The 16056-nt window shown below is 51.8% G+C and carries 14 protein-coding genes and 1 riboswitch; of the genes, 10 read left to right on the forward strand and 4 right to left on the reverse strand.

Annotation, left to right across the window (positions count from 1 at the left end; genetic code table 11):
- Nucleotides 1-93 precede the first annotated feature (93 nt).
- Nucleotides 94-1923: a LamG-like jellyroll fold domain-containing protein gene (locus tag SIL79_RS08005; RefSeq protein ID WP_319619117.1), complete on the forward strand. Its 1830-nt coding sequence runs from the start codon at nt 94-96 to the stop codon at nt 1921-1923.
- A 50-nt stretch (nt 1924-1973) separates the two neighbouring features.
- Here SIL79_RS08005 and moeB read toward each other — a convergent pair whose 3' ends face one another.
- Both moeB and moeA read right to left on the reverse strand, forming a co-directional pair.
- Nucleotides 1974-2726 (reverse strand): molybdopterin-synthase adenylyltransferase MoeB, encoded by a 753-nt coding sequence (moeB, locus tag SIL79_RS08010; RefSeq protein WP_215773729.1) that lies wholly within the window; start codon nt 2724-2726, stop codon nt 1974-1976.
- Between the two features lie 7 nt (nt 2727-2733).
- Nucleotides 2734-3978 carry a molybdopterin molybdotransferase MoeA gene (moeA, locus tag SIL79_RS08015; RefSeq protein WP_039034625.1) on the reverse strand — a complete coding sequence of 415 codons (1245 nt, stop codon included), beginning with the start codon at nt 3976-3978 and terminating at the stop codon, nt 2734-2736.
- A 274-nt stretch (nt 3979-4252) separates the two neighbouring features.
- On the opposite strand from moeA, the gene ftnA reads away from it, so the two are divergent.
- Entirely contained in the window at nt 4253-4780 is a 528-nt protein-coding gene (gene ftnA, locus SIL79_RS08020) for a non-heme ferritin (protein WP_039034651.1), read from the forward strand.
- A gap of 41 nt (nt 4781-4821) precedes the next feature.
- On the opposite strand, the gene SIL79_RS08025 is transcribed toward ftnA, so the two are convergent.
- Both SIL79_RS08025 and ribB read right to left on the reverse strand, forming a co-directional pair.
- Nucleotides 4822-8019, reverse strand: coding sequence for an EAL domain-containing protein (locus tag SIL79_RS08025; RefSeq protein ID WP_233962831.1), 3198 nt, complete (start codon nt 8017-8019; stop codon nt 4822-4824).
- A gap of 259 nt (nt 8020-8278) precedes the next feature.
- On the reverse strand, nt 8279-8932 hold the full coding sequence (gene ribB / locus SIL79_RS08030; protein WP_039034627.1) for a 3,4-dihydroxy-2-butanone-4-phosphate synthase: 654 nt from the start codon (nt 8930-8932) through the stop codon (nt 8279-8281).
- A 113-nt stretch (nt 8933-9045) separates the two neighbouring features.
- A riboswitch (FMN riboswitch) is annotated at nt 9046-9232 on the reverse strand.
- A gap of 204 nt (nt 9233-9436) precedes the next feature.
- Here ribB and SIL79_RS08035 point away from each other — a divergent pair.
- The 8 genes from SIL79_RS08035 to rplL all read left to right on the forward strand — a co-directional run bounded on the left by SIL79_RS08035 (nt 9437) and on the right by rplL (nt 15994).
- Nucleotides 9437-11575, forward strand: coding sequence for a S9 family peptidase (locus SIL79_RS08035; RefSeq protein ID WP_071476343.1), 2139 nt, complete (start codon nt 9437-9439; stop codon nt 11573-11575).
- Nucleotides 11572-11847: a GIY-YIG nuclease family protein gene (locus SIL79_RS08040; protein ID WP_144362047.1), complete on the forward strand. Its 276-nt coding sequence runs from the start codon at nt 11572-11574 to the stop codon at nt 11845-11847. Before SIL79_RS08035 ends, SIL79_RS08040 begins: the two co-directional genes overlap by 4 nt.
- Nucleotides 11848-12609: 762 nt before the next feature.
- The gene (gene secE / locus SIL79_RS08045) at nt 12610-12990 is read left to right on the forward strand and encodes a preprotein translocase subunit SecE (protein WP_039034630.1); all 381 of its coding nucleotides are present in this window, start codon (nt 12610-12612) and stop codon (nt 12988-12990) included.
- 8 nt (nt 12991-12998) lie between these two features.
- Nucleotides 12999-13550 carry a transcription termination/antitermination protein NusG gene (gene nusG, locus SIL79_RS08050; protein WP_025012047.1) on the forward strand — a complete coding sequence of 184 codons (552 nt, stop codon included), beginning with the start codon at nt 12999-13001 and terminating at the stop codon, nt 13548-13550.
- 123 nt (nt 13551-13673) lie between these two features.
- The gene (gene rplK, locus SIL79_RS08055) at nt 13674-14102 is read left to right on the forward strand and encodes a 50S ribosomal protein L11 (protein ID WP_039034631.1); all 429 of its coding nucleotides are present in this window, start codon (nt 13674-13676) and stop codon (nt 14100-14102) included.
- A 4-nt stretch (nt 14103-14106) separates the two neighbouring features.
- Nucleotides 14107-14808, forward strand: coding sequence for a 50S ribosomal protein L1 (gene rplA, locus SIL79_RS08060; protein ID WP_039034632.1), 702 nt, complete (start codon nt 14107-14109; stop codon nt 14806-14808).
- A gap of 262 nt (nt 14809-15070) precedes the next feature.
- Complete coding sequence (gene rplJ, locus SIL79_RS08065; RefSeq protein ID WP_039034633.1) at nt 15071-15571, forward strand: 50S ribosomal protein L10; 501 nt, start codon at nt 15071-15073, stop codon at nt 15569-15571.
- 54 nt (nt 15572-15625) lie between these two features.
- Nucleotides 15626-15994, forward strand: a complete 369-nt coding sequence (gene rplL, locus SIL79_RS08070) for a 50S ribosomal protein L7/L12 (protein ID WP_039034634.1) — start codon at nt 15626-15628, stop codon at nt 15992-15994.
- The last annotated feature ends 62 nt before the right edge of the window (nt 15995-16056 follow it).

A 16056-nucleotide genomic window follows, 5' to 3' on the forward strand; every position in this document is an offset into this window, starting at 1 on the left:
AACTTAATGATTTTGAAATAAAAGTATTTATTTTGCTTCATCTGTCCTTGTTTAAATTCAGACTTTCTTACTAGCCTTAACTGGAGAGATTTAATGCGTTACTCAATTGGAGCACTGGTTCTGGGCGCCGTGCTTGGCCTGACCGGGTGTAACTCAGACAGCGACAGTGGCACTCAAGCCGCAGCCGAGAGTTATACTCTGGTGGTCATGCCCGATACCCAGAAGTACTCCCGCTATAATCCCGAGCGCTACAATGCTCAAACTCAGTGGATTGCCGATAACTATAAGCAACAAAATATCGTTTTTACGGCGCATCTGGGGGATGTGGTTGACCTGCCTGACTCAGAGCAGGAATGGCTCAATGCCCGCGCGGCCATGAGCATTTTGGAGGCCAATCCAGCCACCCCATACAGCATATTGGCGGGTAACCATGATGTGCTGGCTTACCGTCAGTCCGGGGTTGATATCAACAGCAACCTCGACAGCGACAGAAGCCTGGCGGCAGAGCCTTTCCTCAAGCATTTCCCGGCGTCTTTGCAGCAAAATAACTTTGCCAGTTTCCAGGGGGCGGATGCCACCGGCTTCAACAGTTATCACCTCTTCAAGGGCGGTGAGCGCGAGTATCTGTTGCTGGCGCTCGATTGGCGTACCTCGGCGGCCAGTATCGCCTGGGCACAGTCGGTATTGGATGCTCACCCGGAAACACCAACCATACTCACTACCCATCAGTTATTAAATGTGGCCGATGATGGCAATAGCGCCATATTTACCGACAATGGCGCCATGCTGTGGGACAAGTTGATCAAAGACAATGACCAGATCTTCCTCACCTTTAACGGCCATCACCATGGTGAGGCCAAGATGGTGGCCAAGAACCGCTATGGCCGCGATGTGGTCATGATCTTGGTGGACTATCAATCGGGATTCTGGGGTGGCAACGGTATGCTGCAACTGGTGAGTTTCGATGAAGCCAACAAGCGGTTGCAGTTCCGTTCATTCTCACCTTGGGTAGCCGCCATTCCGGATGCAGAGAGGCAGCCGCAGGATGTGCTGCAACGCTGGGAGTTTGAACAGCCGCTGGACTTTGAAAAACGTTTTGCCAAGCTGAATCAGGAAGTGGAAACCGAAGGCCCGGGTAAGCTTGAAGGAACACTCGCTTACTGGATATTCGATGCTGAGCACAAGTTAACCAGCACAGATCCGACCAAGGTGCAGTTTATGGATCTATCCGGGCGCGGCAATACCTTGAGCCTCAAGGCCAAGGGGAGCAGCAGTGGCACTCAGGAGCAATTGTTTGAACTGCTCGATGAAGCTCCTGGCTTTGGCCACGCCACTGGGGCGGCTCGTTTCAAGGGCGGCAATACCCAGGGCGGCTATTATCTCTCCAGCCAGGCACCGACGCTGGTTTCTGCCGATGGTCAGGCGGGTGTTCTGCCGCAGTACACCATAGAGATGATAGTGCGCCTGGCACCAGAATGGCAGGCATCGGAAAATGCCTGGGGCGCAGTCTTTGCTCATAAACCCAGCCAGAGCCAGGTGTGTGAACACCATAAGCTGGATTGTGGCGGCGGCGATCCTTCGCTGGCGTTGACTGCTTCCAGTCTCAAGGAGTTTCAGTGGATCTCCACCTCCAGCAATGGCGTGGGGCCCAGCAATTGGTCATGGGAAGTGGACAGGGATTATTGGTATCACGTGGCTATAGTCAATGACGGCCAATACGCCACCATGTATGTGGATAACTCCAGGGTAATGCGTACCGCCGAAGCCGAGCAGCATGGGCTGGTGAGTATTCCCGGCGGTGAATGGATGGTGGGGGCCTCCAGTTGGGACGGTGAGGTGGCCGATCTGTTCCGCGGTGATATTGCCGAGATCCGGATTGTCGACAGGGTATTGCCTGAGTCTGACTGGCTTAACGCCAAGTAAAAATACTGAAAATTAAAGAGGCTGCCCAGGCAGCCTCTTGTTATATCTGTTCAACCGCAGACGGGACAGTTGGAGATCTGCGGCAGCTTCATCTCGCGAAACTCCATGGTCATGGCATCGAACATCAGCAAACGACCATAGAGTGGTTTGCCAATACCACTGATCACCTTGATGGCTTCTACTGCTTGCAGGCAGCCCATCATACCAACTACCGGCGCTAAAATGCCCGACTCGACACAGCTGAGCTGCTGCTCGCCGAACAGGCTGCTGAAACAGTGATAACAAGGCATTTGTTGCTGATAGCCGAAGACGGAGATCACCCCTTCCATACGGATGGCAGCGGCAGACACTAAGGGCACCTTATGCCGAAAACAGCTGCGATTGAGCTGTTCGCGCACCGCAACATTGTCGGTGCAGTCCAGCACCAGATGGTGCTCGACAACCAGTTGATCCAATTCGGGATCATCCAACACCCCATTGATGGCATTTATCTGCACATGGGGATTGAGCGCACTCAGGCTCTCTTTGGCCGATTCCACCTTGGGCTGGCCTATATTGCCATCCTGGTGCAGTACCTGGCGCTGCAGATTGGACAGTTCGACAGTATCGAAGTCCACCAGGGTCAACTTGCCGACCCCGGCTACAGTCAGATACTGACCGGCAGCGCAGCCTAGGCCACCGGCACCTATCATTAGCACCTTCGCCTGTTTGAGCTTCTCCTGCCCTTCAATGTCCATTGCCTTGATGGAGATCTGCCGGCTGTAGCGCAACATCTCGGCATCTGTGAGTATCTCGTCGCTCATATCGGCCTCAGCACAGCACGCTGTTAAAGGGTTCAACCGTGACTCTGGTACCAGCAGGTGTGTCGCCCTGCATCTGCTCCAGAATAATAAAACAGTTAGCCAGGCTCATGGAGGTCAGCATGCCTGAACCCTGTGAGCCGGTGACCGCCACTTCCAGTTCTCCATCCTGGTTGCGGCTCAGAATACCGCGCTGGTATTCCACCCGTCCTGGCTGTTTACGTATAGGGGCGGTCAATTTAGCATCCAGTAGTAGCGGGGTTGGTTGTGGCAGCCCCTGCAGTTTATGCAGTAAAGGCCACACCAGCTTGTAGAAAGTCACCATGGATGAAACCGGGTTGCCCGGCAGACCGCAGAACACTGCCTTGCCTATGTGGCCGAGGGCAAAGGGTTTGCCCGGCTTGATCGCCAGTTTCCAGAAGCTTATTTTGCCTTCCTCATCGAGGATCTGCTTGGTGAAGTCGGCCTCACCGACCGAGACACCACCTGAGGTGATCACCATATCGGCGCTGGCTGAGGCGTTGCGAAACGCCTGACGGATAGCCTCAGGATCATCCGCAATCACCCCAAGATCCTGCCACTCGACACCGGCGCGGCTGAGCAGGCCCTGAATCGAGTAGCGGTTGGAGTCGTAGATCTGCCCGGGCGCCAACTCTGAACCCACTGGGCGCAATTCATCACCTGTGGAGAAGAAAGCGATTTTAACCTTGCGGATCACTCTAAGGCTGCTGATCCCTATGGTGGCCATCACCCCCATTTCGGCGGCACCTATCAGAGTGCCAGCCCTGAGGACCTTGGTGCCGGCCAGCAGCTCTTCGCCGCGGCCACGCACATTGTCTCCGGCCTGCTTGCAAGGTTCTATGGTGATCTGCTCGCCATTGGCCTCGGTTTTTTCCTGCATCTGCACTGTATCAAAGCCAGCAGGCACTGGAGCGCCAGTCATGATGCGAACACAGCCGCCGGGTTGATACTGGCCTTCAAAAGGGTGGCCGGCAAAGGAGCTACCCAGTAATTTCAGGCTGGCCTTCTCGGGCAGGTCGGCATAACGATAGGCGTAGCCGTCCATCGCCGAGTTATCGAACGGGGGCAAGTCTATGCTGCTGGCCAAGTCTTCTGCCAGTACCCGTCCCAGAGAATCCGACAGTTGCACGGTTTCGGTATCTTCCAACGGGGTGACCTGCTCGAGTAGCAGGGGCAGAGCGAGATCCGGGTGCATCAGCCCTGGATGGGCACAGACGTCTTGCGGCTTGGACATAGAGCAACCTTATTTGAGCTATTACTGAACCTGGTTGGCTATTATGCCACGCTGAAAGTGGATGACTATGATCTGCATGCCAGTTTTCGTGCACTGGGCGTAGACTTTTCCTTTTACAGTCAGCGGATTGCGGCAAATAGCAAATGATAATTCAAGTTAAATGAAAAGTGTTTTCATTATAAATCATTGCGTTAGGTAAAGATTCTTGCATTTGTTGTGTCCCTTGATAACAATAGCGCCCATGAAACAGATACCCGAAATGAGAGGCAAGGATATGTTGGCACAAGCCATGATTGATAAGTTGAACGAGCAGATCAATATGGAGTTTTTTTCCTCCAACCTGTATCTGCAGATGAGCGCTTGGTGTGAAGACAAGGGCTTTGAAGGCGCGGCCAAGTTCCTGCGGGATCATGCTGATGAAGAGATGCAGCATATGCGTCGCCTGTTCACCTATGTCAGTGAAACCGGTGGCATGCCTCTGCTGGGAGCCATTGAAGCGCCCAAAGCCGACTTTGAATCCCTGCTGTCCCTGTTCGAGTACACTTACGAGCACGAACAGCTGATCACCAGCAAGATCAATGCATTGGCTCATACCGCCTTCACGACTCAAGACTATTCCACCTTCAATTTCCTGCAATGGTATGTGGCCGAGCAGCACGAAGAAGAGAAGCTGTTCAAGTCGATAGTCGATAAGATCCGTCTGGTGGGCGAGGATGGCAAGGCGCTGTTCCTGGTGGACAAGGATCTGATGCAATTGGCGAGCGAAGGTGGCGAGACAGTAATGAATGCACAGATGGCTTAAGGCTATCCAGCGATGACAAGAGCAGCCTCAAGGCTGCTTTTTTATGCCAGAAGTTGACGGATGAAAGTTTCACCCTGAGCTAGGATTGGCGTCAGGCTCTTGGCCGGCAGTGGTCTTGAAAGTAGATAGCCCTGGCCAAAATCACAGCCCATGGACTTGAGCAAGATCCATTGCGCGCGGGTCTCTATGCCCTCTGCCACCAGTTGCAAGTCCAGGCTCTTGCCCATCATGACTATTGCCCGCACCAGGCTGGCATCTGCCTCATTCACCAAGGCATTATCGACAAAACTCTTGTCGATTTTGATCACAGAGATAGGGAACTTGCGCAGATAGCTCAACGAGGAGAAGCCGGTTCCAAAATCATCCATATGAATCGTCACCCCGAGTTGGCGAATGCTGTTGAGCACTTCCAGACAATGGGGACTGTCATCCAGCAACATGGATTCGGTGATCTCTATATGCAGTCTCTCCGGCGCTATGGCGTGACGTTTGATGGCGTCAGTCAGCAAGGAGTCGAAGCGTACCCCACTGACATTGATACATTGGCGGCTGGAGACATTGATTGCCATATCCAGCTCAATTCCCTTGGCATGCCATTGGCTTAGGTCTTTCAGTGCTTGTTCCAGTACCCATTCGCCTATAGGTTCTATCAGGCCGCTGTTCTCTGCGATAGGAATGAATTTCTCCGGCGAAACCCAGCCATATTCGGGGTCATTCCAACGTATCAAAGCTTCGACAGAAGTGATTTGGCCGGTTTCCATTGAGACTATGGGCTGATAATGCAAGCAAAACGCTTGATGTAACACGGCGCTTCTGAGACGTTGCTCCAACTGCAAGCGCTCCAGCATGCTGGCGTTCATGCTGGGAGTGAAATACTGGTAGTTGTCGCGGCCGTTGTCTTTGGCGCTGTACATGGCGGTTTCTGTGTTGCGGGTCAGGGCATCTATATCATCGCCGTCCTCGGGATAGACACCTATACCAAAGCTGACCGAGATCAAGGTGTCCTGACCATCGATATCGAAGCTATTGCTGAATAGGGCTTTTACTCTGTCGGCTACGGCTGTCAGGGCGGCATCATTCTTATAGTGCGGCAGGATCACGGCAAATTCATCGCCCCCTAGGCGGGCGACAAATTTTTGTTCATCCGGGAGTGATTCCAATCTTCTTGCCACCTGTTGTAACAGTAGATCACCGCGTTTGTGGCCCAGTACATCATTGATATATTTGAATCTGTCGAGATCGATCAATAGAATCGCCAGCTTGTGACCATGGATACGGGCCTGTAACAGCTCGTGGTGTAGTCGCTCGTTGAACATCTTACGATTGGGCAGCTTGGTCAGAATATCGAAATGGGCCTGATACCAGATGTCTTGTTCATACTTTTTCCGATGGCTGATATCGACAAACAAACCTATGTGTTTGAGTATGTTATTGTTATCGTCTCGCACCAAGGTGATAGCCAGATACTCAGGATAAATTTCACCGTCTTTGCGCTTATTCCAGATCTCACCTTCCCATTTGTTATTGGTCAGCAGGCTGTCCCACATCTCCCTGAAGAAGGCATCATCGTGGCGACAGGAGTTGAGTATTGAAGGATTCTTGCCCTTGACCTCTTCCAGGCTGTAACCGGTAATACGGCTGAATGCCGGGTTGACCAATTCAATACGGTTATTGGCATCCGTGATGACAATCCCTTCGCCTGAGTAGTCGAATACCGCCGCGGCCTGTTTCAACTGTTGATAGGATTTTTGCCTTTCATTAAGCATTTGACCCAGTGCCTTGGCCATATCGGCCAATTCATCCTTGCCCTCGACCTTGATATCCAGATCCAGGTTGGGATCTTTACTCATCAAGCGCATGTTGTCGGCTATGGCGTAGATGCGCCTGAGTAGGTTGTGACTCAGGGCCCTGCCCAGGAGCAATAGCAGGCCGATAGTGATGGCGGCTGAAAGGAGATAGAGGGCGATAAGGCGCAGCGACTGGGCGCGCTGAGCGTTGGAAAGATTGAGAATATCATCGGAAACACTGTCGGCTATGGCATCCATTTGGCGGATCCTTTCACTGGCCAACTGCCACCAGACTTCGGGAGTCACAGGGGGCTTGGGTTGGGTCAGGGCCTTCAGAGCATTGAGCATTTGCTCGTCGGAAATCTGTACCAGGGAGTCTATCTCTTTCACCTTGGCCCCCCGGCTTTGCATGGATGCTATCAGCTGCATCTTGTGGCGATATTCGTTGAGTTTGTCCCTGATTTGGGCAATCGCCTGTTGTTGTGTACTAGAGAGCACCCAGTTTGAGCTTAGTTTATTGAGGATCTGTTCCAGGGACTCAAGTTTGATATAGAAGTCTTGTTGGTATCTGCTTTCTCCCCGAAGAAGAAAGTTTTTAAATTCATGCAATAGGCCGCCATAACCCAGCTGGGAGCTGAACTTGTGCGCCTGACGCGTTATGGCATCTTGTTGGCGCAGTTGTTCCCTGACGTTATTCAATGCCTGGCTCTTATTGTCCTGCAGCATAGCTTCCAGGCGTTGTTTGTGTTCCGCTATGGCACTGGCGCGGAACAGATCTATGCTCTGATCTTGCTCTGTTATTAATGCCAACAGCTGTTCATAACTGTCGGTATCAAACTGACGTTTCAGCAGCATGCCGTTGATTAGGCCGCGCTCACGCACCGCCAACTCCTGAATCCGCAACAGTGCAGCCAGATCGGCATAGGCTCTGGCCTGTTGCACATTGCTCGACAGGGATTGCAGATTGGCAATACCCAACAGGAGTTCGTAGTTGAAGTCGGAATAGAAATTCAGTGCGTCGCTTTCATTGCGACTTAAGAGTTCGCGCCGGTTATTTTCCAGCGCCTGCTTGCCGAGCCGCAGAGCTTCCAGCTTGGTTTGTAGTAGGTGCTGGGCTGCAGAAGACAGTTGTTCAGTAAGTTGCAATAAGTGGGGAGAGTTTTGCAGGGCGGTTATCTGTGCCGATACTCGCTGCTGCTGCATCTGGAGACTATCGGCAAAGCACTTACCATCGCAGGCGATATAAGCGGCGCTGAGACCCCGTTCCTGCTGCAATTCATAGATGAGATCGGCCAGACGACGTCCTACCTCGACGGCATGATAACTTTGGTTGGCCAAACGATAGTTATGCAGCAGTTCAAATAAACGTACACAACCCAGTAGGCTGAGAACCAAAACAGGCACTAAGGCAAACAAGAGTAATTTGCGCTTTAGGCTCAGTTGGCTTAACACCTATGGCTCTCCTCGAAATCCTAACTGATAAAGACCTGCCTGTAAGCTATTGGGATACAGGCAATAACTCTCGATAAGTAACACATTGCCTATCAGGGGGCGACCCGTTATTCAAGGATTTCTAATCTAGGTCACGAAAATAAACCTTAAAAAGAGGAGGGTTAATGTAAGCCTTGTTGTAACCTAGTTTGCCGGTTTGTTTAAAACAAAAGCGGCTATGTAGCCGCTTTTGATCAAATAGTTAGGGAGTGCTGGTTTATTAGCCTGCGTTGGCCAGCAGAGATTCGCGATAACTGACAATATCCTCGATGGAGAGAACCGGCAGGTTGTGTTGGGCGCCAAAAGCAATGATTTGTGGCAGTCTGGCCATGGTGCCATCCGGGTTGGTTACTTCGCACAGCACTCCGGCGGGTTTTAGGCCAGCCAGTTGCATCAAGTCCACAGTGCCCTCGGTGTGACCGCGGCGGGTCATCACACCACCGGGTTGAGCCCGCAGCGGATAGACGTGCCCAGGGCGGGCCAGGTCTTCCGGTTTGGCGTTGTCGGCAATGGCGGTCTTGATAGTGGTCACCCGGTCGGCAGCGGAAACCCCGGTCGTGACTCCGACTTTGGCCTCAATGCTTACGGTAAAGGCGGTGCCGAATTGGCTGGAGTTGTTTTCCACCATGGGCGGCAACTGCAGGGCCTTGATTTTCTCGTCGGTAAGGCAGAGACAGACAATGCCGCTGCATTCGCGGATCAGCATCGCCATCTGGGCGTTGGTCAAGCTCTCGGCGGCAAAGATTAGATCGCCTTCGTTTTCTCTGTCTTCATCGTCGACCACCAAAACACCGCGGCCTTGACGCAATGCTTCGAGGGCGGTTTCGACTCTTTTAATTGGGGTGCCAAAAGGCGCTAATAATGACTGATTCATGGTAAAAATCCTTAAATTACGGCTTGGGTTTTCCAGAATCAGGGCAAAGAAAGGAATAGCGGTGTCTCTGCCATTGGCAGAGACATATCACTAAGCGGATCGCCTGGCGGCAATCTGATTCTCTTTCATCCGGACTGAGCCATCTAAATGGCAACACCGTCGGCTCTGGATTAGTCACGCTAGGATGTGATGACACCAGATCTGCTGACCCCGCCAAAATCTGGCGGGCGCTCGCGGGCTTTCATGTCGCTGACACGATTTACCGCCGGTGGGGAATTTCACCCCGCCCTGAGAATTTACCCGTCATTTGTATATAACAGGCGGTAACAGCATGCGCTTGTAATATACAAATGACAAGCGGACAGGGTCACATTTTCTGCCGGCAACTTTGATATCAAGGCTTAGGTGACAGGGCTTGCCGTTGGCGCCGGTCGGCGTCACTATATGCAGGCGGCCTGTAGTCGAGGGAGTAGGCCGCAGATATTAACGCTTTAAGGAAGAGTGATGAGTCGAGCAGGATCCCTGATGTTGGTTTTAGGCACAGCCTTGTGGCTGTGCGGATGCAGTGGAATGAATTCAGAAAATAAGCTGGTGGCACCGGTTGCCGAAAAACGTCCCCACACCATGAGCCTTCACGGTGTGACCAGGACAGACGACTATTATTGGCTGCGTGACGATGAGCGCAAGGCCCCGGACGTTATCGACTATCTGGAACGGGAAAACGCCTATACCGCCGCACGTCTTAAGCCTTGGGAGCCACTGAAACAGAAACTGTTTAAAGAGCTGATCTCCAGGCTGGAGCAGGATGAGAGCAGTGTGCCATATCGCTGGCATAACCATTGGTATTACCGCCGTTTCGAGGCCGGGCTGGAGTATCCGGTGATCGCCAGAAGCCGTGAGCTCAATGGTGAAGAGCAGTTGCTGCTTGATGTTAACCTGCGTGCCGAGGGACAGGAGTTTTACGCCCTGGGCGGAGTGTCTGTCAGTCCGGATGAGCAGATACTGGCCTTCGCCGAGGATACCCTCAGCCGCCGTATTTACAGCGTCTATTTTAAAGATCTTGCCACCGGGGAACTGCTTGCCGACAAGCTGACGGGCGTTGATGGACGGGTGGTCTGGAGCAATGACAACCGTTATGTGTTCTATATCGCCAAAGACCCACAGACCCTGCTGGGATACCAGGTTTTCCGGCACAAGCTGGGAAGCCCCCAGAGCGAGGATTTGCTGGTTTATGAAGAGCAGGACGATACCTTCTATATCTCCCTCGGCAAGAGTCTGGATGAATCCCTGATTGTATTGCACCACGAGAGCACCACGACCAGTGAAGTTTCCCTGCTCGATGCCAACGCCCCGCTCGGCGAGTTCCGGGCGTTTCTGCCACGGGAAGAGGGCCACGAATACAGCATCGCCAAGCGTGGAGATGAATTCTTCATCCTCAGCAACTGGCAGGCGACCAATTTCAGGCTGATGAAAACCACGGCTGCCGATGCCGGCGATAAGCGCAAGTGGCAGCAGGTGCTGGCCCATGATCCCGAGGTGCGCCTCGAAGATCTGTTATTGCTGGACGATTATCTGATAGTACAGAGCCGCAGCCAGGGGCTGAGCCATATCAAGGTCTATCCCCATACAGATCTCAGCCGCGGCTATGAATTGGCCTTTGATGACCCGGCCTATGTGGTTGGTCTGGATATCAATCCCAGCCAGCACAGTCGCGAACTGAGGTTATATTACTCGAGCCCGACTACCCCCGAGAGTATTTACAGTTATCAACTGGATAAGCCGGGTGAGCGTAAACTGCTCAAACAGGAAAAGGTATTGGGGGATTTCGAGCCCGGCAACTATCAGGCCGAGCGCTTGTTGATCCCGGCACGTGATGGTGCCCAGGTGCCCGTGACTTTGGTGTATCGCAAGGACAAGTTCCGTAAAGACGGTAGTAACCCACTGTATCAATACGGTTATGGTGCTTACGGTCATATCATAGAGCCGGATTTCGATGCCTCTGTTCTCAGCCTGCTGGATCGCGGCGTGGTTTATGCCATTGCCCATGTCCGGGGTGGAGAGATGCTCGGCAGGCCTTGGTACGATGATGGCAGGCTGTTTAATAAACGAAACAGTTTCAATGACTTTGAGGACACTACCCGAGCACTTTTGGACCTGGGTTATGCCGCACCCGGCAAAGTGGTTGCCGCCGGAGGCAGTGCCGGTGGTTTATTGATGGGTGCCGTGGTCAATCAGGCTCCGGATCTTTACCTGGCGGTGGCCGCCCATGTGCCCTTTGTGGATATAGTCACCACCATGCTCGATGAGTCGATTCCACTGACGACCAATGAATATGATGAGTGGGGCAACCCCAATGACAAGCCCTACTTTGACTACATGCTGAGCTACTCGCCTTATGACAACATTCGCCATCAGGCCTACCCGCATCTGTTGGTGACCACAGGGCTGCACGATTCTCAGGTGCAGTATTTTGAGCCAGCCAAGTGGGTGGCCAAACTCAGGGATTATAAGACGGACGACAATCTGCTGCTGTTACAGACGGATATGGAGGCCGGCCATGGCGGCAAGAGCGGACGTTTCCGGCAATTTGAAGATACCGCGCTGGAATATGCCTTCTTCCTCGGCCTGTTGGGACTGGAATGAGTGGTGATAACTGGCAGCTGTATATCCTGCGCTGCGCCGGGGGCGAGCTGTACACAGGGATCACCAAGGATGTGACCCGGCGCCTGCAGGAGCATCAGAGTGGCGGCCCCAAAGCCGCCAAATATCTGCGTGGTCGCGGGCCTTTGCAACTCGTTTATCGTGAAGAGATTAGTGGCCACGGTGATGCCCTGCGGCGGGAGATGGCGGTAAAAAAGCTGAGTAAGCGCGCCAAACTGAGTTTGATTGCCAAGTCCGCAGTTATGCCGGGGTGAGTGACCTTAAAAAAGAAAAAGGAGCAGGAGCGCCAATGGCCGGGCCATTACAGCGGGCGCTTCCTGCGGTCGGGAAGAGGGTCCCCAAGGAGGGGGTGATGGCTCATCGGCGATGGCCCATCAGCAAGATAGTGACAAAGAGCCGCGGCCGGCGAGTTCCACAACGCCAGTCGACGGCTGTTTCGCTACTCAGCTAGATAAAGCAGAAAACATGCCAAAGCAATAACACATTGTTTATATTTGTTATTCTTGCGCCCACCTTGCAGTAAGTGTCCGCACTAGTGTCCTCTTTTCTTAAAAAGTGACCGATTTGGCTATTCAGGTGTCCGCTGGACACTCAAACCGGCTCTTAAAGTGGTCCATTTAAAGGTGGGTTATTGAGGCAAACAGGAAACCAGGCGCATGCTTGATGTCACACTCTCAAACAGATAGAAAACTCGGTAGGTTATTGTTTCCGAGCGGACGAATTGATTTTCGAGCCTTTTTGGGAAAAGTATTGGTCTTGGATTTGGTTCTTGGCATCAAGGCGCTTAACTGTGCTTTTTGGTTAACTGACACAAAGAGTCCGCCTTTCTCTTGGTTTCGCCCTGTGTATCCTTGATAACAAAGTTGATTAAGAATACAATCTATGGCCGATTTTTGTGCCCTGAGCCGGAGAATTCTCGTCAGGGGCGAGTTCGAAAGCGGGCTGGCGCTGAATTAAGCCTTAAACTTACTCAGCTGTCCCTAGGCTCAGGTCGTAATGAGTAACGGAATTAACCGATGACAACAAATACTGAAAACCAGGGCAACTCTCTGGATATCGTAAAGTGGGTAGTAGCTATACTACTGGTGGCTGCAGCGATTGTTGGCAACCAGATGTACAACGACAGTGAAATCTTCACTCTGCCAATCCGCGCAGCGGGTGTGGTTGTCGTATTTGCTATTGCAGGTTTTATAGCCCTGCAAACGATTAAGGGTAAGCAAGCCTTGGCCTTTGCCCGTGAGTCACAAATCGAAGTGCGCAAAGTTGTATGGCCTACTCGCCAAGAGGCGTTGAATACCACCTTTATCGTACTGGCTGCGACAGGTATCCTGGCCTTGATCCTTTGGGGATTGGATGCGGTATTGCTGCGCATTGTCAACTTTATTACTGGCGTATAGGCACTAGAATGACTGAAGCTAAAGAAGCTAAGAAAAGATGGTATGTGGTTCAGGCTTTTTCCGGTTATGAAGGCCGTGTATGTAAGTCTTTGCTTGAACACATCAAGATGCATGGTATGGAAGAGTTCTTCGGCGAAGTACTGGTTCCTACCGAAGAAGTCGTGGAAATGCGTGCCGGCCAACGCCGCAAGAGTGAGCGTAAGTTTTTCCCCGGTTATGTGCTGGTACAGATGGAAATGAACGATCAAAGCTGGCACTTGGTGAAGAGTATTCCTCGAGTGATGGGCTTTATTGGTGGCACATCTGATCGCCCAGCACCTATTTCTGATAAGGAAGCCGAGGCTATCCTGCGTCGCTTGCAGGAGACGACTGATTCTCCGACTCATCGCGTTATGTTCGAACCCGGCGAAGTGGTTCGGGTTACCGATGGTCCATTTGCCGACTTCAACGGTACTGTTGAGGAAGTGGATTATGACAAGAACCGCGTTAAGGTGTCTGTGATGATCTTCGGCCGCTCAACTCCGGTTGAGTTGGACTTTAATCAGGTTGAAAAATCCTGATTAAATAAAATACAAAATCCGTTTGGCAACGGGTGCGGATTTCTATATAATCCGCACCCGTTGTTTTCGGGGAGCTCAAGGCATGTTGCCTGAGCGTTTGAACCCAAACTGAGGAAATGTCAGATGGCAAAGAAAATTGAAGCTTACATCAAGCTGCAAGTAGCAGCCGGTGCTGCAAACCCGTCTCCACCAGTTGGTCCAGCTCTGGGTCAGAAAGGTGTGAACATCATGGAATTCTGTAAAGCATTCAACGCTCGTACTGAAAAGTTCGAAAAAGGTATGCCAATTCCAGTAGTGATCACTGTTTACAATGATCGCTCATTCACTTTCGAAACCAAGACTCCACCTGCAGCCTTCTTGCTGAAGAAAGCCGCTGGCCTGAAGTCAGGTTCTGCCCGTCCTAACACTGAGAAAGTGGGTACTATCAAGCGTAGCCAGGTTCAGGAAATTGCTGAAACCAAGGCAACCGATATGACTGGTGCTGACATTGAAGCGATGATTCGCTCAATCGAAGGTACTGCGCGTTCCATGGGTTTGGTAGTAGAGGACTAATATAATGGCAAAGCTGACTAAGCGCATGCGCACCATCCGCGAGAAAGTGGACGTAACCAAAGCATACGACATCAACGAAGCTGTAGCTCTGCTGAAAGAACTGGCTACTGCCAAGTTCGTTGAGAGCGTAGACGTTGCCGTTAACCTGGGTGTTGATCCTCGTAAATCAGACCAAAACGTTCGTGGTGCCACTGTGCTGCCACACGGTACCGGTCGTGAAGTACGTGTTGCTGTATTCACTCAAGGTGCCAATGCCGAAGCTGCGAAAGAAGCTGGTGCTGAACTGGTAGGTATGGAAGATCTGGCTGAGCAGGTGAAAGCCGGCGAAATGAACTTCGACGTAGTTATCGCATCTCCTGATGCTATGCGCGTTGTTGGTATGCTGGGTCAAATCCTGGGCCCACGCGGCCTGATGCCTAACCCTAAAACCGGTACTGTAACTCCTAACGTTGCCGAAGCTGTTAAGAACGCCAAGGCAGGTCAGGTTCGTTACCGTAACGACAAGAACGGCATCATCCACACTACTATCGGTAAAGTGGACTTCGAAACTGTTCAACTGAAAGAAAACCTGGAAGCACTGCTGTCTGCACTGAGAAAGGCTAAGCCTGCTGCAGCCAAAGGTCAGTATGTGAAGAAGGTAAGCATCTCCACCACTATGGGTGCAGGTGTAGCTGTCGACCAGAACACTCTGGACGCTGCTAGCTAATTTTACAAAATGCGCGTGTTAGCCTATAATGCGCGCACTTTTGTGGGTTGGAACCTATGACGGGTGTTTTCACTCTGATGGGTTTCCGTCCAAGACCGCAGGTGTTGACCGTCTGGAATACTTAATTTCCTGCGTAGACGGTGTCAGGCCCCAGATAGATTTATTTCTGCTGGATTATCTGCACCGTAAGTAACTGAGTACGTTTGTATTCAGTATGGTAAACACTGGGGGAACCCCCAGGTAGAATCCAGGAGTAAAGCCAATGGCATTAAGACTCGAAGACAAAAAAGCGATTGTTGCTGAAGTCAACGAAGCTGCCAAAGGTGCGCTTTCTGCAGTTGTCGCCGATTCACGCGGTGTAACTGTAGGTGCTATGACAGTTCTGCGTAAGACTGCTCGCGCAAACGGTGTGTATGTACGTGTAGTACGTAACACTCTGGCTCGCCGCGCAGTAGAAGGCACTGCTTTTGAGTGTCTGACAGAGGTGTTCTCTGGCCCAACTTTGATTGCTTTCTCTAACGAGCACCCAGGTGCTGCAGCTCGTCTGTTAAAAGACTTTGCTAAAGAGCAAGCCGCTTTCGAAGTTAAAGGTGCAGCTTTTGAAGGGGAATTCATCCCTGCAGCTGACATTGATCGTTTGGCAAAACTGCCAACTTACGAAGAAGCACTGGCACAGCTGATGATGACTATGAAAGAAGCATCTGCTGGCAAGTTCGTTCGTACTCTGGCCGCTCTGCGCGATCAAAAACAAGAAGCCGCTTAATCTCAAGCTGGCTGCTTAACAGAATTGAATTCAGAACAATAGGAAACATTTGTTATGTCTATCACTAAAGACCAAATCCTTGAAGCCTTTGCAGCTATGTCTGTAATGGAAGTTGTTGAACTGATCGAAGCTATGGAAGAGAAGTTCGGCGTATCTGCTGCTGCTGCAGTAGTTGCTGGCGGCGCTGGTGAAGCTGCTGCTGCTGAAGAGAAAACCGAGTTCGACGTAGTTATGACTTCTCACGGTGACAACAAAGTTGCTGTGATCAAGGCTGTACGTGGTGCCACAGGTCTGGGTCTGAAAGAAGCCAAAGCTATGGCTGAATCTGCTCCAGTAGCTGTTAAAGAAGGCGTCTCTAAAGAAGAAGCTGAAGCTCTGAAGAAAGATCTTGAAGAAGCTGGTGCTCAAGTAGAGATCAAGTAAGTCATACTGACTTACAATCACCCAAGCCAATTGGGTGGAGGCTGGCGGTTTTTTGACCGTCG

Origin of the sequence: Shewanella indica, from assembly GCF_033842865.1 — a bacterium.
Classification (GTDB): domain Bacteria; phylum Pseudomonadota; class Gammaproteobacteria; order Enterobacterales; family Shewanellaceae; genus Shewanella; species Shewanella indica.